Here is a 20,965-nt window from a genome sequence, read left to right as displayed (position 1 = left end):
TCCCGTAATAACCTTGATGTTTAATGATGAAACAGACTGACAACTCCGGTGCGCTTGCCCTTGCGTCTGACACGACCCGGCAGTCCACCGTGTTTCGCCTTTTCACCTTTTTTGGCAGCAAAACCGTGCGTAGCTGGTGCTACCAGTTTTTGCTGGCAGCGCTGCTTTTAGGGTTTAGCTACTGGCTTTACAGCAATGTGGTGGATAACCTGCGCGCGCAGCGTATTGCCACCGGCTTTGGCTTCCTGCATCAGCGTGCGCAATTTGCTATTGGCGAGAAACTTATCGACTACACGCCACGCGACAGCTACACCCGCGCGCTGGCCGTGGGGTTACTCAATACGCTGTACGTCACCGTGTGTGGCATTGTGCTTGCCACCGTGCTCGGTTTTATTGTTGGCATCGGGCGGGTGTCGAAAAACTGGTTGCTGATGAAAGTATGTGTCGGCTACGTAGAGCTGTTGCGAAACGTACCGGTTATTTTGCAGGTGATCTTCTGGTCGGTGGTGATCCGTAACCTGCCCTCGCCGCGTGAGGCGATCATTCTGCCCGGCATGGGTTTTTTAACCAACCGTGGGTTGACCTTTGCCGTCCCGGCGGCTCACAGCGGTTGGGGATGGGCCTTTATCGCGCTGCTGGCGGCCTGTGTCATGAGCGTGCTGCTTGCACGCGTCGCGCGTCGCTGGCGTGAGCACCACGGCAAAATGGTGCCGGTGGCTCGTCTGCGGGCTGCGCTGATTATCGGCCTGCCGTTGCTGGTGTGGGTGCTTGCTGGTGCGCCGCACGAGCTGAATCGCCCGGAACTCCGCGGTTTCAACTTTAAAGGTGGTTTTACCATCAGCCCGGAATTCACTGCGCTGCTGTTGGGTATTGCCCTTTACTCGTCGGCGTTTATTGCCGAAATCGTTCGCGCGGGTATTCAATCGGTGCCCAAAGGGCAGCTTGAGGCGGCGCGGGCACTCTCCTTTTCCCCGTGGCATGTGATGCGCCATGTGATCCTTCCGCAGGCGATGCGGGTGATGGTGCCGCCGCTGGCCAGCCAGTATGTCAGCCTGGCGAAAAACAGCTCCATCGCCGTTGTGGTGGGATACCCGGAGCTGGCGAATATCAGTAATACGCTAATGAACCAGACCGGTCAGGCGCTGGAAGCGATCGCCATTATGATGGGGGTATATCTGATTATCAGCGGCGCGACGTCCCTGTTGATGAACCTGTTTAACCGTTACGTCGCCATTAAAGAGCGCTAAGGAACCGTGATGCAAAACCCTGTGCTTTTCTGGCTGCGACGTCATCTTTTCAGCAGCATTTTGCAAACGGTACTGACACTTCTGCTGCTGACAGTGATCCTGATGGTGGGAACATCATTGCTGCGCTGGGGCGTCATTAACGCTGTCGGGCTGAGCGGTAATGTGGAGCAATGTCGGGCGGCGACTGGCGCATGCTGGGCGGTGATTGGCGAGAAGTATCGCCCTATTCTGTTCGGCCTGTATCCCTATGATGAACAGTGGCGTGCGGCGCTGGCAATGCTGGTGTGGTTTATTACTGTTGGCGTGTCGCTTTCCCCCGCCTGCTGGCATTCGCGCCTGTTATGGCCGTTGTGGCTCATCGCGCTGGCGACAATGTCGGCACTGATGAGCGGTGGCGTATTCGGTCTGAAACCGGTGCCCTCTGCGGACTGGGGCGGCCTGCCGCTGACGCTACTGCTTTTTTCCGGCACGGTGATTATTGGTATGCCCGTCTCTGTGATGCTGGCACTTGGGCGGCGCTCACCGTTGCCCTTCTTGCGCGGCTTGTCGGTGGTATTTATTGAAGGGCTGCGCGGCGTGCCGCTGATCACCATCCTGTTTGTGGCGGTGAATGTTTTTCCGCTGTTTTTACCGGCGGATATGGAAGTCAATAAACTGCTGCGCATTATCATTGGTATTGCGTTGTTCTTTGCCTGTTACCAGGCGGAAGTGATCCGCGGCGGTTTGCAATCGGTCCCTCGTGGTCAGTATGAAGCGGCGGCAGTGCTGAACCTCGGTTACTGGCACACCACCACCAAAATCATTCTGCCGCAGGCTTTGCGTATCTGCCTGCCCGCGGTGACCAACCATATTATCGCCGCGATGAAAAATACCTCGTTTGTGATCATTATTGGTCTGTTTGATGTGCTGACGGCCACCAGCGCGGTGATGCAGGATCCGCAGTGGCGTCGCTACTATATCGAGTCATATGTGTTTATTGCCTCGTTGTATTTATTATTCGGCTTTTTGCTCTCTCGCTATGCGATGTGGGTGGAAGGACGTATTGATGCCCGCCGTAACCCTGAAGGAGTCTCCTGATGCAGGACATAACATCGCGCGATGCGATAATTGAGATGAAATCGGTCAGCAAATGGTACGGGAAATTCCAGGTGCTGGACGAGGTGTCGCTGAGCGTGAAAAAAGGCGAACGTGTGGTGATCTGCGGCCCGTCCGGTTCCGGTAAATCGACGCTTATCCGTTGTATTAACCGTCTTGAAGAGCATCAGAAGGGGCAGATTCTGGTGAACGGCATCGAAATGAATGACAACGTGCGCAACATCAGCCGGATCCGTTTGAGCATTGGCATGCTGTTCCAGCAGTTTAATCTGTTCCCGCATTTAAGCGTGCTGGATAACCTGATTATCGGGCCGACGCTGGTGCGCAAGATGACGCGAACGCAGGCGACAGAACTGGCGATGCACTATCTGGAAAAGGTGCACATAGCCAACCAGGCGCATAAGTTTCCACTGCAATTGTCTGGTGGGCAACAGCAGCGTGTGGCGATTGCCCGCGCCCTGTGTATGCAGCCGGAAATCATGCTGTTTGATGAGCCGACCTCGGCGCTCGATCCGGAAATGATCAAAGAGGTGCTGGATGTGATGCTTGATCTGGCGGAGAGCGGCATGACCATGATTGTGGTGACGCACGAGATGGGTTTTGCGCGTACCGTGGCGGACAATGTGATCCTGATGGCGGAGGGTCGCATTGTCGAGTCTGCTGCGCCAGAAACGTTCTTTACACAACCGGCGCATCCGCGTACCCGCCAGTTCCTCGATCAAATCCTCAGCCATTAATCTCCCGGCGGCGGATATTCCGCCGCCGGTGACCGCCGTAAAAATAAGCGATACCCTTCTTATTAACCCTGTAAATTATCATGTCTTTATCCGCTCTGTTGTCATACGATTTAAGTATTGCTGTATTACTGAGCAGCAAGTTGCACGGCATTGTGGGCTTTGAAATAGTGTTTTAATGTAAATACAGCTATTTTTCCTGTTAACATTTCTGTTTGTTCTGCGATTATTTTTCATGCTTTATCGGATGTCTGGCTGATAATTTAGCTTAAGGATTTACTTATCTCGCCGAAGATTTTAATCAGTCTTTTTTTTGTCGCAAAATCATAACAATATTTAAAAGTTAAGGCGTAAGCATGACTAAAAAAATATTTAATGTTGCTACTTTCCGTTGCCGATAAGTTCGTAGAAAATGCACAGGTAATAACGAACAACAGTCACTGGCCGGTAAATTAATCACACGTATTACCGCGTCAGCAAAACTCATTGATTGCGGTCCATCGTGGAGTTTTTTTCATGAAGCGTAACACTCACGTTACACAAAAAGAGTTTTTGCTTAACGACGGTACGACGTTGCTGTCGACAACCGATACGCACAGCCATATTACTTATGCCAATACGGCATTTATTGACGCCAGCGGATTTAATGAAGATCAATTAATGGGGGCGGCACATAATATTATTCGCCACCCGGATATGCCCCCTGCGGCATTTGGCGATATGTGGTTTACTATTCAACAGGGCGACAGCTGGACCGGGATGGTGAAGAACCGTCGCCAGAACGGCGACCACTACTGGGTTCGTGCCAACGTTACCCCTATTTATCAGCAGGGGCAGTTAACCGGTTATATCTCTGTGCGTAATATTCCTGAACGTGCAGAAGTGGATGCCAGTTCGGCACTCTATCAACAAGTTAATGAGAATAAACTTAAAGGGTATCGTTTCTATAAAGGGCTGGTGGTACGCCGTGGTTTATTTTCTTTTTTATCTCTTTTTCAGCGCATCAATGTTTCAAAACGTATCAATTTCGGTACCATAATTACGGCTGCTCTTCTGGTCGCATTACAATATACGGACTTGAATGCTGCGACCAAAGCGGGTGCATCAATTATTATCCTCGGACTGCTTTCCGTTTTTTTGCAGAGCCAAATATCTCGCCCGCTGAAAATAGTTTTGTCGCAAATGCAGAAAGTGGTTTCCGGGCGTAAAGCCGACTACCGGCATTTTAACCGCGTGGATGAAATTGGTTTGTTGATGCGACTGGTTAACCAATCCGGGTTAAATCTCAGCTCGCTGGTTGGGGATGTTTCCGCACAGATTAACGGTATTCGTACCATTAGCGGGCGCATTACCAGCGAAGGCGAGTCCTTGCAAAAACGCACAGAAGAAACCTCCGCTGACTTGCATCAAACTGCGGCGGCGGTGGAAGAGATCGCCAGCGCGGTGCGGCAAACGGCGGAAACGGCGTCCGATGCGATGGCCCGTGCCGATGAAACCAGCGCCAGTGCCATGAATAGCGGCGACGTGATGAAGAAAACCATCGCCATGATGCAGGCTGTCTCTGCGGACAACAATAAAATCGTCGACATCATTGGTGTGATTGACAGTATTGCCTTCCAGACCAATATCCTGGCACTGAACGCGGCAGTAGAAGCGGCGCGTGCGGGGGAATCCGGTCGTGGTTTTGCCGTCGTGGCCGCCGAAGTGCGCAATCTGGCGCAGCACTCCGCTTCCGCCGCGCGGGAAATTCAGTCGTTGATCGAGCATAACGTGGCGAATGTGAAAAGCGGCGTGGAAATGGTTGAGAAGACGGAAACGCACCTGACAGCCATGATTGACAGCGTGATTAATATGTCGACCATGATCAAAGAGATTGGCGTTGCTACGCATGAACAAACGCAGGCACTGGAGTTGATTAACCAGTCGGTTTCCCGCATCGGCACAATGACGCACAACAACACCGGGATGGTGGAACAGGTGACCAGCGCCGCTGAAGATCTCTCTGAACGCGCCGCCCGTCTGCATCGCGCGGTACATGTTTTTGGCGGTAACTGATCCCTGCTATAGTCACGGACTCCGTTGCGGAAAAGAGGCGCAGCATGGTTCCCTGCAAAGCAGTCCTGATGTTTCTTTTGTCGTTTGTCCTGTCGGTGGCGGCCCATGCTGCCGACAGTTTACACCCCCCTTCCGGTTTTATGCAGCCGCCCGCGCATCGGGTTGATGCAGCAAAAACGGTCAACTGCCCTGCCGTTCCCACGCCGTTTACCGGCACGCTCGATTTCCGCAGTAAATACGAAGGCTCCGACAGCGCCCGTGCCACGCTTAACCCGCAGGCTGAAGCTGCGTTTCGTGATCAAACCCAAAACATTACTGCCATGGAGAGTCTGGTCAGTAAGCAGGTGATCGCCTGGGCACGCAGCGGCGATCCGCGTTATGTCGCCTGTGTTGTTAACACACTTAGCGCGTGGGCTAACGCAGGTGCATTAACTGGTGCAGCGGCGAATCATACCGGCAAGTCTCTGCGCAAATGGGCACTGGCAAGTTTCTCCTCGGCGTGGTTACAACTGGTTTTCTCACCGGCGCACCCGCTTGCCGCTTATGCTGCGCAGCAGGAAACCGTCACGCGCTGGTTGAGCCAGTTGGCTACGTTAACTGCCAGTGAATGGCGCGATCTGCCGCTGGATAAAGTCAATAACCACAGCTACTGGGCTGCCTGGGCACTGATGTCAACTGCGGTGGTCACCCAACGTCAGGATCTGTTTGACTCGTCACTGGCGATTTACCGCACCGCTATGCAGCAAGTGGATGCACAGGGATTTTTACCCAATGAATTACGCCGCCGACAGCGGGCCTTTTCCTATCATAATTACGCGATACAGCCGTTGGTGATGATCGCCCTGTTTGCGCGGGCGAACGGTGTGGATGTGACGGCAGAAAACAACCAGGCATTACAACGGCTGGGCGCGAAAATCATTGCTTCGCTGGATGACCCCGCCCCCTATGCACAGCAAACCGGGGTAACGCAGGATCGCGCTTTTTTACAGCACACAACCAACCTGGCCTGGCTGGAGGCCTGGTGCCAGCTTCAGCGGTGTGATACAGCGTTAAACCAGCGCATCACGGCGCTCAGACCGCTACAAAATACCCGAATGGGCGGCGATATGACGCATCTGTTCGCGGCGAAACACGACGGGCATGATTAACCGCGCACTGCCACACGCAGGGTTCGTAAAAATGCATTTTGTTCATGGTGTTGCGGTAAGTATAATCCGCGCGAATAGTTCAAATTGGCTGAGTGAGCAGAATGCGGTATGACTGTTCGCCAGCTTTTTACCTCCTCCTCCGGTCGCCGATAACCGGACGGGGAGATGATGACAACGTAACAGGGCATAAATTTGCCAGGATATTAAGGGATTAAATGAAGAGTAATATGAAGTCATGGCTGCTTGTACCGCTTTTTCTGTTGTCTGGCTATGGTTCGGCCAGCACAACCCAGGTTGAAATTCTGAGCGCCGTGGTCAAAGACGCGAAAATCCCCGATGCACAGCTTATGCTGCAACGAAACGGTGAAAGCGCGATCAAGGCGACGACGAACGCACAGGGACAGGCCGTACTGGAGAGCGCGTTGCCCGATACCAGCGACACGCTGCTGATTGTCAAAAAAAACGGTTATTCAAATCTGGTGGTGAAATGCCCCTGTAACGGCATGTCGTATGCGTTAAGCCCGGTACTGAGCGGGCTGGACAGTATGCGTGTGGTCTTAACCTGGGGAGCGCAGCCTGAGGATCTGGATTCGCATATTGTTTATCCGGGCAACCATATTTATTTCGACCATCAAGAGGGTGATAACGGCAATCTGGATGTTGACGATACAGACAGTTATGGTCCTGAAACCATCACCCTGACAGCACGGCAGAATGGTCAGTCCTATGTCTACGCTATCCATGACTTTACCGATCGCTTAAATCCGGGCACGACACGCTTGTCCGAAAGCCAGGCGAAAGTGTTTGTCTACGTCGGTGAATCGCTGGTGAGAACCTATTATGTTCCGCAGCATCAGACCGGGAATCTGTGGACGGTATTTAAAATCACCCCATCGGGCGACTTTGTCGATATCAACAAAATTGAAGGGGTGACGACCGACTCCGCGAACATCGGCACGCTCCTCTCGCCTGCGTTGGCAGACGCCTGGACCGCGTCGCACAATGCGGGTTGGTCACAACAGGATATGAGCGCGTCGCGTAATTTCAACCTGTTGGGAGAAGCGGCTTACCAGCAAAATGATTACGATCAGGCGATCGCGCAGTTCACGGCGGCCGTCAACGCGTGGGCGGATAACGGCAAGGCATACGGCAACCTGGGGCTGGTGTATCAGAAAGCCGGTCGCACGGCGGAAGCACTGTGGGCCAACCGTAAAGCGCTGGCATTAGCCAGCGGCGCAGGTGCGCCAACGGTTCGTGCCGGGGCAAATTATAACATCGGCAAAATTTACGAAACGGCGGGTGATTATCAGCAAGCGCTGAGATATTACCAGGCGGCCCGTAATGAAAAAGCCAATACGGTGTATGACAACGCCATTACCCGTGTTCAGGGGCTTATCCACTAATATCCGGTAAAAGCAGAAAACATGGACTGCCCTGTCAAACCGGGCAGTCACATTGAGCGGCGTTTATGGCCTGGGTACGTGATGTGAGCGGACTCAGGCCTTTTCATTTCAGGCGTAACCGCGTGGGTCTTGTGACGATCTGTTACCAGGAAACAGCGCAACTCCATTGCGCATTCCCCGCACTCTGACTGGTTGCAACTCGCAGGGATAGCGACGCCCCTTTCACATGGCTGACGCTGTATTCAAACACCACATCATCCAGGTTACTGGCAATCCGCTCGATGCGTAATAGTGGGCTGCCCACCGCCACGTTGAGCTGTTTAGCCAGCGCGTTGTCGCTCACCACCGGCATGTATTGTTCATGGGCGCGTGTCGGCGCATAGCCAAAGGTTTCGCGTAATTGCCCGTGCAGCGAACGCGCGCCATCAATATGGCTGATATCGGTATAAATCCGGCCGTTGAGCCAGCTGATTACATGCCCGACGACCTGCGTGTTTTGCATCATTACCCGTTCAAGTCGCACGACCTGATGGCCAAGGCTTAGCCCCATTTTCTCGGCTACCACGCTGTCTGCCATGGAAGGAAAGAGAGAAATAACCTCCAGATGCACGGGCTGCGGATCAACAAACGAGACCAGCGTATCCGGCAGGTCGGTGTAGTGTTTGAGCAGCGCATCACGGTTAATAAAGGTGCCTTTTCCCTGCTCGCGGTACACCATCCCGATGCTGACCAGCGCATCGATGGCCTGTTTGATCGTACCGCGTGCCACCTGAAACTCTTCCGCCAGCAGCAGTTCACCGGGCAGTCTGTCATCATAGGTAAACGAGATAATCCGTTGCAGAATAATCTCTTTGATCTTCAGGTAAAGTGGGAGTCCGTCAGACTCAAACATACTTCAACTCCGCTTCAGAGGTAGTGTATCCGGCTCCTGTATTTTTCCAGTATATCCCGATTTATCTGTTGATTACCGTCTATGTTTGCACTGGCCAGTACTGGCGGCGTAAGGCCGATTTCCAGCATCCGTTCGCATAAGCGCAGCACCAGGCTGTTGGCAATGGTTGCCCCCATGATAGTGGACAACGGTGCGACACGCTGCGCCATTCCCGGTAGGGTGACAGCGGCATCGCCGTATTCGCAGAGATTATCAATGGTCACATCTGCCACCGTGGCCAGCAGTTTGCCGCTGGAGTGGCGTGAGGTCACCTTTGCAGCGGTATCCAGGCTGGTGATCGCCACTACATTCACCCCGCGCTCGCGGGCGCAAATCGCCACATCCAGAGTAATGGCGTTGCGCCCCGATACGGAGTGGATAAGCAGCGTATCGCCGGCCTGTAGCGGTGAGCTCTCCACCAGGACGCGCCCTAACCCTTCAACATTTTCCACGGCGCTGGTCAATGTTAATGGTCGTACGTTAAGCATCAGCGCCGGGTTAAAGAGCGGGTTAACGATCGCCAGCCCACCGGCACGGTAGCTCATCTCCTCCGCCAGGATCCCGGCATGGCTGGCGCCAAAGACAAACAGATTGCGCTGGTTGCACACGGTGTCGAACATCATCTCTGCCGCCCGGTCAATCACGTCGCGTTGTTGTTCCAGCTCCCGCAATTTCTGGTGGATTTGTGCATAGTAGTGGTTCAGCGCGTCGCTCATCGCAGATCCTCAGAAGGTCAGCAAACGGGTTAACGCGCTGATCAGCGGTGCCAGCATAAACATGTCGCTATCACCCGCCCACAACGCGGTATCCGGAATGGTGTCGTTGATAAAGAAGCTGACGCAGAAGTATTGCCCCCACGCCACCACAGTCGAGGTGACAAACCCCGCCAGCAGCGCGCCTTTATAGCCGCCGGTGATATTGCCAAACACCCCCGCCGTGCCTGCATGGAAGAAAATAACAATCATGCTGGGAATAAACACATACCCCGTGGAGCGACCAATCACCGTTAGCCACAACAGTGAACCGATAAAGGCACCAACGAAGCCAAGCACCACCGCGTTGGGTGCAAAGTTGAATAAAATCGGGCAATCAAGCGCCGGTTTCGCGCCGGGCACCAGCCGTGAACCAATGCCGTTAAACGCTGGCACCATCTCGCCAATAAACATCCTCACCCCAAGTAAGACCACAGCAATGCCGCCGGTGAAGATCAGCGACTGTTTCAGGGCGTAGATATAAAAACTGAGCCCCCCCGACTGGGAGAGGATTTCAGCCGCTTTCGGCGTGGCTTTGATTTGCAGAATAAAGGTGCCCACAAAGAACAACAGCGTCATGGTTAACGCGGTGACCACGTTGGAGTCGCGCAGGAAACCGAGTTTTTTCGGTACCTGAATATCTTCAGCGTTAATTTTGTTGGCAGCGAAGAGCGTGCCGAACACCGCACCCAGCAGTGCGACGGAGGCCGATGTATGGCCGAGGGCGACATTGTCGTTGCCGGTGATTTTTCGCACCCACGGTTGCACCATCGCAGGTTGTAGCGTCCAGTACAGCCCCATGATCACCGACAGCATCAGCGTTAACTGCACTGCGGAGATGTTTGGGTTGGTGTTGACCATGATCCCGGCAAAGATCATCGTCGTCCAGAACATCATATGGCCGGTCAGGTAGATATATTTGAACGGGGTGAGCCGCGCCAGCAGCAGGTTAATGGCAAAACCCGCTGCAATCGCAATGGTTACGCTGCTGCCGTAGCGTTCGCTGAATTTCACCTGCCCCATAATGTCCGTTAGGTTCATTGAACTGAGACCGAACACTTCGGTCCAGATGGGCTGAAAAATCAGCAAGGCGGAGACAATAATGCCTGCGCCTGCGCCAATAATCAGAAAACCGAGAATGCCTTTCAGCGTGCCGGAGACGATATCCGCCAACGGTTTTTTCTGTAACACCAGCCCGAGAAGGACGATCAAACCAATAAGAATGGAGGCTTCGCCGAAAATATTGACGGTTATCCAGTGCAGCACATCGATAAATTCACTCATGATCAGGCACCCTCTTTCAGTACGCCCGCCTGTGCTAAGGCGCGGGTGATTTCCTGTGTATCAATGTAGTTATTCACCACCACCACCGGACAGGAAAGCTGGCGCAGGTTGTCCACCAGTTCACTATTGGTGATCACCAGGTCGGCCTGCGCCGAAGAGGCGGAAGAGACATCCATGTGTTCGACAGACGCCTGAATACCGTTTTTTTGTAATACCGTTTCGACGTTCATTTTTAAAATCAGGCTGGAGCCCATGCCTAAACCGCAAACCGTCAGAATTTTCATTATCAGCCCTCGAAGTGCGTGATTCCGTGATTAATTCTTGTGCGTAAAACAGGAGAAAATCGCTTCTGCGTCCGTGCTGTGCAGAAAAGTGTGGTACGTATGCTCATTGCTGAGCAATGTCACCAGTTGCTGGATAAGTTGAATATGCTGATCCTGGCCAGTTGCGGATAACCCCAGCACCAGCGAGACGGGATCGTTATCACTGTGTCCAAACGCCACAGGCTGGCGCAGGCGGATAAAACTGATTTGCGGCGTCAGCGCGCCCTGTTCTGGCCGTGCATGGGGCATTGCCAGACCTGGCGCTATCACAAAATAGGGGCCGAATTGATGAAAATTGTCCACCATCGCCTGGACATAACGTTCAGTGCACGCATCGCTTGCCAGCAGCGCGTTGCCTGCTGCCAGAATCGCCTGCTCCGGCGTGTTTGCGGGATGGTCCAGTTGTATGGCCTGGCGTGCAATCATCGGGATACCTGCGCAAGATAGTGACGAAGAGAGTGGAGCGTGGTGTCCAGTGCCTGCTGGACAAGCGCTGCCCCTTTTTCTGCCGTGGCGCAACGCGGATCGCCCAGCACCGCATAGTCGGAAAACTCCGTCCAGTGCATCTGTTGCCAGGCGAAATTAGGGGGGAACTCAGGATAGTGCGCCCTTGCCTGCGCCATCTGCACCGCTTCCGGAGCCAGTTCCAGCATCAGGGAGGTTTCAATCTCATCAGCATGCATATATCCGGCTTTGGCCTCTTTCGATTCCCGTAGACGATGCACGCAATCATTCATACCCGCCCAGGTGTAGCTGAGTAGCGTAATGCCCTCTTTTTTCAATGCCCTGGCCGCGCTTTTTATGGCGTCAAAATTACCGTAATGCGCATTAATGACCGCCAGCGCCGGAATGCCATAGCCTGCCATATTGCGCGCCAGCGCCTGTAAAAGCTGACTCAGTAAATCGTTACCAATATCCACCGCACCAGCGTGACCCTGTAACGACCAGACCTGGCTAAACGGTAGCACTGGCAGCATTACGGATGCTTCGCCAAGGGCTGCATCGAGTCGTTCGCAAAAACGCTCTGCCAGCAGATTGTCCGTTGCCAACGGCAGATGATCGCCGTGCGGTTCTACCGCGCCCAATGGCAGTAAGGCTATCTGCGCCCGGCGCAGCGCCGCACTGGCCTGCGATTCGTTCAGCATTTGCAGCTTCATTGGCTACCCTGGCTGAAGGTAAAATAACGGGCCGGATTAGCAATGAAAAAATCATGCAGCAGTGCCTCGCCGTCAAAACCGGCTTCATGCGCTTCTTCTATAAACCTTGGCCGCCAGTCCGCCAGGATAAACTTCAATCCCAGCCCCCCTTTTCCATAGTGGGCGCTCATGCTTTTACGGGCGAAATCGCCACCGATCAGGATCTGTTTTTGATATCCCCTTTTACACAGTTCGAGGATGGCCTGTGTACGAATATGTTCAGGGTGATATTTTATCCTGGTAATACCGTCAAAAGAGAGGTACGCCCCGGTGTTGGCGATTTGACGATGTAACCAGGGATCGGGGTTTCGGTCCATATGTGCAAAGCACAAACGGGACATATCAAGACCAAGCGTTTTAAACACCTGCGTCTGTTCCAGCGCCATGGTGCCCATTTCCGTATGGCTGTGCATCGGCGCGCCGGTAATTTGCTGCGCGCGAACGATCACTTCCAGCGTTTTGCGTTCAAGTGGCGAAATCATGTTATAGCCGGTGCCGCATTTCACCACGCCAGCCCGGTACTGGCTGCCATCGATGCCGTCCGTCACTTCGCGGACAACGTGCTCCACCAGTGCGTCCAACGGCGAGCGTTCAATCCACTGTGCAAACGTGTCGTTGTGACCAGGGCGTTTGCAGCTCCAGAGGAAGCCTTTGTTAAACCCGGCGGTAGCAATGATCTGTACGTGCTGACGCTGTGCGATTCTGGCAACAACCTCGACCTGTCTGCCATAATCCGGCGCGGTGGCGTCATAGAAAGAGTCCCCGCCAGCGGCGCGAAAATCCGCCAGCTCCCTTTCCGAGGCTTCCGCTGAATCCAGCAGCAGATCCTCATCGTTACGCTCTGCCCAATACGGCGGAATGCAGTAGATATGATCGTGACTGTAGGTCACACCCAGCTGGGCGGGGGCAATATCTCCATGCAACGTACGAATAAAACCCATCGGGCAACCCTCTGAAAGCAAATGGAAGATGCCCATCAAAAATAGGTTTGGTTCACTTGATCAGTCAAGTGATCAAGTTCGTTTATTGTTCAATTCTATGACCTGCGCCACGAATAATAAGAGACTGTTCTTAAAAGTCGTCAATCGCTTGCGCTTTGCGTCACGATGTCCGAGGATGACAGTCCGGTATGTTTTTTATACCGCGCAATGATGAGATTGTATTTCGCCCGGCGCAGTTTACCGGGCTTGTCCTTGAAACATTGAACTGGATTAAGGAGTAAGCATGAAATCGAACCGTCAGGCACGTCATATCATGGGACTGGATTACAAAGTGTCTAATACCCGCAAAGTGGTGACCAAAGACAACCACGAAGAAACGGTGGTGGTCCATCGTTCCGGGCGTCATCGCCGCGCTGGCTAATGTTTTCCACCCTCGCCACTCCATTCGGAGTGGCGTTTTGTTTTCTCTTCTGCTTGATAAAAATTCAATCAACGAATGCCGCGAATAGGAAGTATTTACCGTATTGATGCTTTATACTTGCGCCCGCCGCAGTACCCACCCGCTACGCTATGCCACGCGGAGTGATCGTTGATAAAGGAGCAGTAAGATGAATGCCAAACATAATAAAAACCGATCGTTGTATATCCCCTATGCCGGCCCCGTGTTGCTGGAGTTTCCCCTGCTGAACAAAGGCAGCGCCTTCAGCATGGAAGAGCGCAGCAGCTTCAACCTGCTGGGTCTGTTGCCCGAAGTGGTTGAAACGATTGAAGAACAGGCGGAACGTGCCTGGCTACAATATCAGGGTTTTAAAACCGATATTGATAAGCACATTTACCTGCGTAACATCCAGGACACGAACGAAACCCTTTTCTATCGCCTGGTGGATAACCATCTCGAAGAGATGATGCCGGTGATCTATACCCCAACGGTCGGTTGGGCTTGTGAACGTTTTTCGGACATTTACCGTCGCGCGCGCGGCGTGTTTATCTCCTGGCAGAATCGCGGCAACATGGACGACATTCTGCAAAACGTCCCCAACCACAATATCAAAGTGATTGTTGTCACCGACGGCGAGCGCATCCTTGGCCTGGGCGACCAGGGGATTGGCGGAATGGGCATTCCAATCGGTAAGCTCTCGCTTTATACCTCCTGCGGCGGGATCAGCCCGGCGTATACCCTGCCGGTGGTGCTGGACGTTGGTACCAACAACCAGCAACTGATTAACGATCCGCTGTATATGGGCTCGCGCCACCCACGTATTACGGGGGATGAGTACTACGCGTTTGTCGATGAATTTATCCAGGCGGTCAAACAACGCTGGCCGGATGTGCTGCTGCAATTTGAAGATTTTGCGCAGAAAAACGCCATGCCGCTGTTGAATCGCTACCGCAACGAAATCTGCTCGTTTAACGATGATATTCAGGGAACCGCAGCCGTGACTGTCGGGACACTGATTGCCGCCAGCCGCGCAGCGGGCAGCCAGTTGAGCCAGCAGAAAATCGTCTTCCTCGGCGCGGGTTCCGCTGGCTGCGGGATTGCCGAGCAGATTATTGCGCAGACCCAGCGCGAAGGTCTGAGCGAAGCGGATGCACGCCAGAAAGTCTATATGGTGGATCGCTTTGGTCTGCTGACCGACGAAATGCCAAACTTGCTGCCGTTCCAGAGCAAGCTGGTGCAGAAACGTGAAAATCTGCAAAACTGGGATCGCGAAACCCAGAGCGAAGCCATCTCCCTGCTGGATGTGGTGCGCAATGTGAAACCGGACATTTTGATTGGCGTTTCCGGTCAGACCGGGCTGTTCACGGAAGAGATCATCCGTGAAATGCACAAACACTGCCCGCGCCCGATTATTATGCCGCTCTCTAACCCGACCTCCCGTGTGGAAGCGACGCCGCAGGACATCATCAGTTGGACTGACGGTATGGCGTTGGTCGCAACCGGTAGCCCGTTTGCGCCGGTGCAGTGGAAAGAGAAAACCTACCCAATTGCACAGTGCAACAACGCCTATATCTTCCCTGGCATTGGTCTGGGGGTGATCTCCGCAGGGGCGTCACGCATTACCGATGAAATGCTGATGGCGGCAAGTGAAACGCTGGCAGAATACTCGCCGTTGCTGCTTAATGGCGAAGGGCTGGTGTTGCCGGAGCTGAAAGATATTCAGAAAGTGTCGCGCGCTATTGCGTTTGCCGTCGGCAAAATGGCACAGCAACAAGGCCTGGCGGTGAAAACCTCTGCCGAAGCGCTGGAACAAGCCATTAATGATAACTTCTGGGAGCCGAAGTACCGCAGCTATCGCCGTACCTCGATCTAACCGCCTGTTTTCCACCCGGAGTCGCTGTGCTCCGGGTGTGCCCGCGCTGATCACCTAATCCGTTGTTGTTTCTTCATTGGCATGGACAAGATCGTAGGCCGCCTGCGCTCGCTCCAGTGCCGGACCGTACTCCAGTGCCCAATCATTCAGTGCCATAAACGGTTGTTGTAGCGTCTGCGCCAGCGGTGTGATGCTGTACTCCACGCCCACCGGCGAAGTCGGCAGTACTTCACGGCGCACCAGTCCATTGCGCTCCAACCGTTTTAGCGCATCCGCCAGCGCTTTGTGGGTAATGCCATCCAGCCGACGGCGGATTTCATTAAAGCGGGCAGGTTCAGTGCAGAGTACCGTGAGGATCATAATCGACCATTTATTGGTGATGTGTTCCAGTACCCAGCGGGTTTTTCCCACATTGTTCAGGCTGTTACAGTCAATTTTCTCCATAGCGATATACTCCGCGATATCAGATATAAACAAAGTGCGTAATTGATATTAAGTATAAAATTTATATCATCTGTTTTCCACTCAAACCGGAGAGAACAGATGGGCAGATTAGACAATAAAGTGGCTGTGGTGCTTGGCGGTGCAAAAGGCATTGGCCTGGCAATCAGCCAGCGTTTCACCCGTGAAGGGGCAACAACCTGGTTTACTTCACGCCGTGATGAGGAGCTCCAGGTAGCCAGTCGCACCCTGTCAGGCGTTTCCATGCCGCTGCGCGCGGATGTGAGTCAACAAAGCGAACTGGCCCGCATTATGGCAACGGTTAAGGCGCAAGCGGGTCGCATTGATGTACTGGTGATTAATGCCGGAATGTCGGAATACGCCACCCTCGGGGAAATCAGCGAAGCGCATTTTGACCAGATATTTGGTCTGAATGTTCGTTCGCCTGTGTTTGCCTTGCAGGCCGCGCTGCCGCTGTTGCAGCCCGGTGCGAGCGTGGTGCTTATCGGTTCGATAGCCGATACGATCGGCACGGAGGGATACGGTGTTTACGGCGCCAGTAAAGCGGCGCTGCGTTCATTTGCCCGGACCTGGACACGTGAACTCTCCAGCCGCGGTATTCGCATTAACGTTGTTGCGCCGGGTCCAATTGACACCGAGATGATGGCGGCTGTCACTGATGAGGTTCGCGACGCGTTAACCCGTAATATCCCGCTACACAGAATGGGCAAACCCGATGAAGTGGCCAACGCAGCGCTCTTTCTGGCGAGCGATGAGAGCAGCTACATTGCAGGGGCAGAGATCTGTGTGGATGGCGGAATGACCCAGGTTTGACGGTGCGTTTAGCGCCAGTTGCCTCTTCACAGCCATCTGCGGATGGCTGTGAAGGCGGCTTTTGCACGCGGTACGTACCGGCGACACTGGCAAATCATTTATTTCCCCGCTACACTCCTTTCACCCATCAACTTACTGAATATAAAAGGAGGCTAATTATGCTGTATTGTGAACTGTTTTATGTTTCACATACTCTTGGTGATCGCACCTGCTCAAGCGTTATCGGTATCGTGCTGCGATAACTTCTGCTTGAGCGAAGACACAATCCCCTTCCCTTGGGCTTACCGGGTTATCGTCAGCGATGTTTGACGAGGCATACACATGCCTGTAACTCTTGAGTAAGCAATGAGCACTTTACTATCTGCACAATCAATCCGTGTTGAAACGGCTTTCGGTCCGTTATTCTCCGAACTCTCCTTTACCCTGAAAAAAGGCGATCGCCTTGGCCTTATTGGTGACAATGGCTGCGGTAAAAGCACGCTGTTGAAGGTACTGGACGGTTCGCTGTCCCCCCTTTCCGGTACTGTGACGGTGGCGCACCATTGTCTGTTAGCCCGCGTGGAACAACATCTCCCCGCTGAGTTACTGCCTGTCACGCTGTTGGAGGCGGTACTGGCGCAGATCCCTGAAACGGAACGGGAGAGCCAGCGCTGGCGAGGCGAAGCGTTACTGGCCAGTATGGGACTGAGCCCGCAGGAGATTGCCCTGACAGCGGCGACGCTGAGCGGTGGTCAGCATACCCGCTTGTTGTTGGCGCGGGCATTAATCCGCGAACCGGATCTTCTCCTGCTGGACGAGCCCGGTAACCACCTTGATCTGCCTACGTTGCTATGGCTGGAGCAGTTTTTACAAAACTGGTCCGGCAGTTTTGTCATGGTCTCACACGATGCTTCTCTGCTGGATGCAGTGACCAACGGCACCTGGATCCTGCGTGACCATACGCTGCATTGCTTCGCATTACCCTGTAGTGCGGCGCGTCTTGCGCTGGAGGATCGGGATGAGAGTGACGCACTGCGGCATAAAGCGGAGCAAAAGGAGATCGATCGCGTTACCGCCAGCGCCAAACGGCTGGCGACATGGGGGCGGGTTTATGACAATGAAGACCTGTCGCGCAAAGCCAAACAGATGGAAAAACAGGTTGAGCGCCTGAAAGAGAGTCAGACGGAACTGACCGCCGGAAGCCGGTGGACGCTTGCGCTGCATGGTGAGGCGTTACCGGCGGATCGTCTGCTGGAAATGGAACAGTTGCCGGTTGCGCCCGCGGTGGGTTTACCGGCGTTGTTTCACGTTCCCCTCGCCCGTCTGAAGAGCGGCGATCGGGTCGCCATTGTCGGGCGTAATGGCTGCGGGAAATCCTCGCTGCTGCGGTTAATCTGGCAGGCGTACCGCCAGCAAAATCCAGCGACGTTGCGCCTGCACCCACGTTTGCAGGCCGGTTACTACGATCAGACGCTGCACCAGTTGCCGGATGAGGCCACGCTGTTTGAGGCTTTGGAACCCTTCGCCCCTGCGCCGGAGGATCGCAAAATGGCGCTGATCAGCGCCGGTTTTGCATGGGCGCGTCATGGGCAGCGCGTTGCGACGCTGAGCGGCGGTGAGCGTTCGCGGTTGTTGTTTGTTGGCCTGTCGCTGGCACGGTTTAACCTGCTGTTGCTGGATGAACCCACCAACCATCTGGATATGGCCGGTAAAGAAGCGCTGGCGCACACGCTGCAACAGTTCAGCGGTGGTGTGCTGCTGGTGAGCCACGATCGTCAATTAATCAGCGCAAGCTGTAACCGTTTCTGGCTGGTGGAAAACGGTGAGTTGCAGGAGTGGCATGATGTGCAAGCCGTGTATGAGCGATTGCGGGAAAGCGCTGGCACCCTCAATGCAACTGCCCGGTCGCAACACACCGTGACGGAGGTCGCGGACGAACAGGATACCCTGCTGGCACGGCTTATTGAGCTGGAAACGCGCCTGGCAGAGGATCTGGCCCGCAAACCGAAACACCAGAAACCGCAGCTACAGGCGCAATGGCGTGAGGAGATAACACGTATTAACAGGCAATTGACGTAATCTAAACCAGGCCGTACAACGTTGCACGGCCTGGTTTATTCTCCCCAGGCGTTTTTCTCATTAACACATCCGGGATGAGTATGTGGATACTACTTGCACTTGCTTTATTGACTCTGTCATTTAACAAAAAAATCGCCGTTGGGTTATTGCTTGCCGCCACCGTGTGGGCGGGCTGGCTTGGTGTTATCGAACTCTGGGCTGCCGGGATCATTATTCTGCTGGCGGCGATCAGTATGACGGGGTTCACTCTCCCGCAACGCCCTGCGATACAGCGGACTCTTGAGTGTCTGCTGGTGGTGCTGGCCGTTGCGCTGACGCTCCATCTTATGCCCGGTTTTCACAATCCAAAGGTACTGGATTTGGTTAAAGCGGGGCCGCAAAGCGCCCCCTTCACGCTCTATTTTAATGTTGATAAAGCGTTAACGCCGTTTGTTCTGCTGATCTGTACCAGAACGCTATTCGTCCGTGAAATCCCAACGCACCGCCCGCTATGGCAATGGCTGGTATTGCTTCTTTCCGTTCCGGCCTTGTTGTTGCTGGCTGTCCTGTTGGGCGGGTTAAAAATTGAACCTCACTGGCCCCAGTGGTTATTGCCATTCGCCCTGGCCAATCTGTTCTTTGTCTCTCTGGCGGAAGAAGCGCTGTTTCGCGGCTATTTGCAACAGCGGTTAGCAGGGCTTATGCACCCGGTTGTTGCGCTGGTGATACAGGCGCTTATCTTTGGTAGCGTACATGTCGCAGGCGGTATGTTGCTGGTGATTTTTGCCAGCCTGGCCGGGGTAATTTACGGTCTTGCCTGGATGTGGAGCGGGCGTCTCTGGGTAGCAGTACTGTTTCATTTCGCGCTGAATATCTGCCATTTATTGCTCTTCACCTACCCGATGTATGTACGCCAGTAAACTGGCGACAGGATGGCCCCGTGCGGGCCATCGCTGGGTCGCTTATTTTTGCGGGTTTTTCGCCTTCCAGGCATCCCATGCCCCTTTGATCTCCTGCTTTGCCGTGGCGGCGTCGTTAAAGCCACTCAGCTCCACTTTTTTGCGACCGTCAGGCAACTGTTTATAGACGCGGAAGAAGGCTTCCAGTCGATCCTGCTCAATTTTGGGCAGGTCGGTAACGGTTTTAATATCGTCATAAGTCGGGTCGATTTTACTGGCCGGAACCGCCACGATTTTGTCGTCGGTCTCGCCGCCATCCACCATTTTCAGCACGCCGATGGGACGCAGTTTAATCAGCGTACCGGGGGCCAGTGGCGCACGGGTGTAAAAAATCACATCCAGCGGATCGCCATCACCTGCCAGTGACTGCGTGAGCGAACCGTAGTTCGCCGGGTAAGCCACCGGCATGGACTGAAAACGGTCAACGACGATAAAACCGGTTTTCGCGTCGGTTTCATATTTGATCATGCTGCCCGCCGGGATTTCGGTCACCGCGTAAAACTCGTCCGGGGTATTTTGCGGCTGCGGGAATGCAAGAATATTGTCAGCCTGCGCATACGCGGAGAGAAAAAGGCTGGCTGCGAGGACATTTTTCACCAGATGCATTGTTAATCACTCTTTTGTTGAGAGAAAGCAACAATTTGGCGACAAATGATGACAGCAGCATGACAGCGACGCGTTGATGATTCGCCCGAAAAACAGGCTGGAATGCACTCTTTTCAGACGCGACCGGGTGATTGCTTTACGCGATGAATTACCGGATATTGCATCCAGGAGTGGGGCCTGCGCCCCCTTTTTTACCCAATGGAGGTGCTTTATGACAACGTCTATTCCCGGGCTTGACGTGCTGTTTATCGCCGGGTTCGGCCCCATCCCCCAACGCGTGAGCGACAGTCAGGACTTTTATCAGCAAACCCTTGGCTTGCCGCTGAAACCGATGGAAGGCAACAGCGACTACCTGGTCGCCGATCACGATGCGCTGACGGGGGCAAAGCACTTTGCTCTGTGGCCACTGGACCAGGCGGCAGCCTCCTGTTTCGGTACTTCGGTATGGCCGGATACACATCCGGTTCCGCAAGGCTGGATTGAGTTCGAAGTCGACGATCTGACTTCGGCTACCGATATACTGATGAAAAAAGGGTATCAGTTACTGGTGGCAAACCGCCTGGAGCCGTGGGGGCAAAGCGTGACGCGGTTGCTTGGCCCTGAAGGTCTGCTGGTCGGACTGACGGTCACGCCCTGGCTGCGTTGACGCGTTCTCAGGCCTGATATA

At 54.0% G+C, this 20,965-nt stretch carries 21 protein-coding genes; 12 read left to right on the top strand and 9 right to left on the bottom strand.

Features of this window, described 5'->3' with window-relative positions:
* The first annotated feature begins 23 nt into the window (after positions 1 to 23).
* The 6 genes from GA0061071_RS11250 (at position 24) to GA0061071_RS11225 (ending at position 7,682) form a co-directional block, all read left to right on the top strand.
* Positions 24 to 1,247, top strand: coding sequence for an amino acid ABC transporter permease (locus GA0061071_RS11250; RefSeq protein ID WP_061495854.1), 1,224 nt, complete (start codon positions 24 to 26; stop codon positions 1,245 to 1,247).
* Between the two features lie 9 nt (positions 1,248 to 1,256).
* Entirely contained in the window at positions 1,257 to 2,324 is a 1,068-nt protein-coding gene (locus GA0061071_RS11245; RefSeq protein ID WP_088237548.1) for an amino acid ABC transporter permease, read from the top strand.
* Positions 2,324 to 3,079: an amino acid ABC transporter ATP-binding protein gene (locus tag GA0061071_RS11240; protein WP_061495858.1), complete on the top strand. Its 756-nt coding sequence runs from the start codon at positions 2,324 to 2,326 to the stop codon at positions 3,077 to 3,079. The genes GA0061071_RS11245 and GA0061071_RS11240 overlap by 1 nt, the downstream gene beginning before the upstream one ends.
* 513 nt (positions 3,080 to 3,592) lie before the next feature.
* The gene (locus GA0061071_RS11235; RefSeq protein WP_088237549.1) at positions 3,593 to 5,131 is read left to right on the top strand and encodes a methyl-accepting chemotaxis protein; all 1,539 of its coding nucleotides are present in this window, start codon (positions 3,593 to 3,595) and stop codon (positions 5,129 to 5,131) included.
* A 68-nt stretch (positions 5,132 to 5,199) separates the two neighbouring features.
* Positions 5,200 to 6,279, top strand: a complete 1,080-nt coding sequence (locus GA0061071_RS11230) for a mannuronate-specific alginate lyase (RefSeq protein ID WP_245191419.1) — start codon at positions 5,200 to 5,202, stop codon at positions 6,277 to 6,279.
* 227 nt (positions 6,280 to 6,506) lie between these two features.
* Positions 6,507 to 7,682, top strand: a complete 1,176-nt coding sequence (locus GA0061071_RS11225) for a tetratricopeptide repeat protein (RefSeq protein ID WP_061500029.1) — start codon at positions 6,507 to 6,509, stop codon at positions 7,680 to 7,682.
* 142 nt (positions 7,683 to 7,824) lie between these two features.
* Here the strand turns inward: GA0061071_RS11225 and GA0061071_RS11220 are convergent, their stop codons facing one another.
* The 7 genes from GA0061071_RS11220 to GA0061071_RS11190 are packed head-to-tail and all read right to left on the bottom strand — an operon-like array spanning position 7,825 to position 13,109.
* Positions 7,825 to 8,574 carry a GntR family transcriptional regulator gene (locus tag GA0061071_RS11220; RefSeq protein WP_061495864.1) on the bottom strand — a complete coding sequence of 250 codons (750 nt, stop codon included), beginning with the start codon at positions 8,572 to 8,574 and terminating at the stop codon, positions 7,825 to 7,827.
* Positions 8,575 to 8,588: 14 nt separating this feature from the next.
* A complete protein-coding gene (locus GA0061071_RS11215; RefSeq protein ID WP_061495866.1) occupies positions 8,589 to 9,329 on the bottom strand; it encodes a sugar isomerase domain-containing protein in 741 nt (246 codons plus the stop codon).
* A 9-nt stretch (positions 9,330 to 9,338) separates the two neighbouring features.
* Positions 9,339 to 10,649, bottom strand: a complete 1,311-nt coding sequence (locus GA0061071_RS11210) for a PTS ascorbate transporter subunit IIC (RefSeq protein WP_082794165.1) — start codon at positions 10,647 to 10,649, stop codon at positions 9,339 to 9,341.
* A 2-nt stretch (positions 10,650 to 10,651) separates the two neighbouring features.
* Positions 10,652 to 10,933: a PTS sugar transporter subunit IIB gene (locus tag GA0061071_RS11205; RefSeq protein WP_061495867.1), complete on the bottom strand. Its 282-nt coding sequence runs from the start codon at positions 10,931 to 10,933 to the stop codon at positions 10,652 to 10,654.
* 30 nt (positions 10,934 to 10,963) lie between these two features.
* Positions 10,964 to 11,398 carry a PTS sugar transporter subunit IIA gene (locus GA0061071_RS11200; RefSeq protein ID WP_061495869.1) on the bottom strand — a complete coding sequence of 145 codons (435 nt, stop codon included), beginning with the start codon at positions 11,396 to 11,398 and terminating at the stop codon, positions 10,964 to 10,966.
* Positions 11,395 to 12,129, bottom strand: a complete 735-nt coding sequence (locus GA0061071_RS11195; RefSeq protein WP_088237552.1) for a creatininase family protein — start codon at positions 12,127 to 12,129, stop codon at positions 11,395 to 11,397. The genes GA0061071_RS11200 and GA0061071_RS11195 overlap by 4 nt, the downstream gene beginning before the upstream one ends.
* A complete protein-coding gene (locus GA0061071_RS11190; protein ID WP_088237553.1) occupies positions 12,126 to 13,109 on the bottom strand; it encodes a phosphotriesterase family protein in 984 nt (327 codons plus the stop codon). The genes GA0061071_RS11195 and GA0061071_RS11190 overlap by 4 nt, the downstream gene beginning before the upstream one ends.
* A gap of 283 nt (positions 13,110 to 13,392) precedes the next feature.
* Here GA0061071_RS11190 and sra point away from each other — a divergent pair, with 283 nt between their 5' ends.
* A complete protein-coding gene (gene sra / locus GA0061071_RS11185; protein WP_061495875.1) occupies positions 13,393 to 13,530 on the top strand; it encodes a stationary-phase-induced ribosome-associated protein in 138 nt (45 codons plus the stop codon).
* Positions 13,531 to 13,717: 187 nt separating this feature from the next.
* Positions 13,718 to 15,421 (top strand): NAD-dependent malic enzyme, encoded by a 1,704-nt coding sequence (locus GA0061071_RS11180; protein WP_061495876.1) that lies wholly within the window; start codon positions 13,718 to 13,720, stop codon positions 15,419 to 15,421.
* Positions 15,422 to 15,475: 54 nt separating this feature from the next.
* Here the strand turns inward: GA0061071_RS11180 and GA0061071_RS11175 are convergent, their stop codons facing one another.
* Positions 15,476 to 15,865, bottom strand: a complete 390-nt coding sequence (locus tag GA0061071_RS11175; RefSeq protein WP_061495878.1) for a winged helix-turn-helix transcriptional regulator — start codon at positions 15,863 to 15,865, stop codon at positions 15,476 to 15,478.
* Between the two features lie 99 nt (positions 15,866 to 15,964).
* Here GA0061071_RS11175 and GA0061071_RS11170 point away from each other — a divergent pair, with 99 nt between their 5' ends.
* The 3 genes from GA0061071_RS11170 (at position 15,965) to GA0061071_RS11160 (ending at position 19,653) form a co-directional block, all read left to right on the top strand.
* Entirely contained in the window at positions 15,965 to 16,696 is a 732-nt protein-coding gene (locus tag GA0061071_RS11170; protein ID WP_088237554.1) for an SDR family NAD(P)-dependent oxidoreductase, read from the top strand.
* Between the two features lie 345 nt (positions 16,697 to 17,041).
* The gene (locus GA0061071_RS11165; protein WP_088237555.1) at positions 17,042 to 18,754 is read left to right on the top strand and encodes an ABC-F family ATP-binding cassette domain-containing protein; all 1,713 of its coding nucleotides are present in this window, start codon (positions 17,042 to 17,044) and stop codon (positions 18,752 to 18,754) included.
* 80 nt (positions 18,755 to 18,834) lie between these two features.
* Positions 18,835 to 19,653, top strand: a complete 819-nt coding sequence (locus GA0061071_RS11160) for a CPBP family intramembrane glutamic endopeptidase (RefSeq protein WP_088237556.1) — start codon at positions 18,835 to 18,837, stop codon at positions 19,651 to 19,653.
* Positions 19,654 to 19,695: 42 nt separating this feature from the next.
* Here GA0061071_RS11160 and GA0061071_RS11155 read toward each other — a convergent pair whose 3' ends face one another.
* Positions 19,696 to 20,298, bottom strand: a complete 603-nt coding sequence (locus GA0061071_RS11155) for an inorganic diphosphatase (RefSeq protein WP_061495886.1) — start codon at positions 20,296 to 20,298, stop codon at positions 19,696 to 19,698.
* A 211-nt stretch (positions 20,299 to 20,509) separates the two neighbouring features.
* On the opposite strand from GA0061071_RS11155, the gene GA0061071_RS11150 reads away from it, so the two are divergent.
* Positions 20,510 to 20,944, top strand: coding sequence for a VOC family protein (locus tag GA0061071_RS11150; RefSeq protein WP_061495888.1), 435 nt, complete (start codon positions 20,510 to 20,512; stop codon positions 20,942 to 20,944).
* Positions 20,945 to 20,965 lie beyond the last annotated feature (21 nt).

The sequence above is a fragment of the Kosakonia oryzendophytica genome (assembly GCF_900094925.1).
In the GTDB taxonomy this organism is placed as follows: Bacteria; Pseudomonadota; Gammaproteobacteria; order Enterobacterales; family Enterobacteriaceae; genus Kosakonia; species Kosakonia oryzendophytica.
This window is presented reverse-complemented; position numbering and strand designations above follow the sequence as displayed.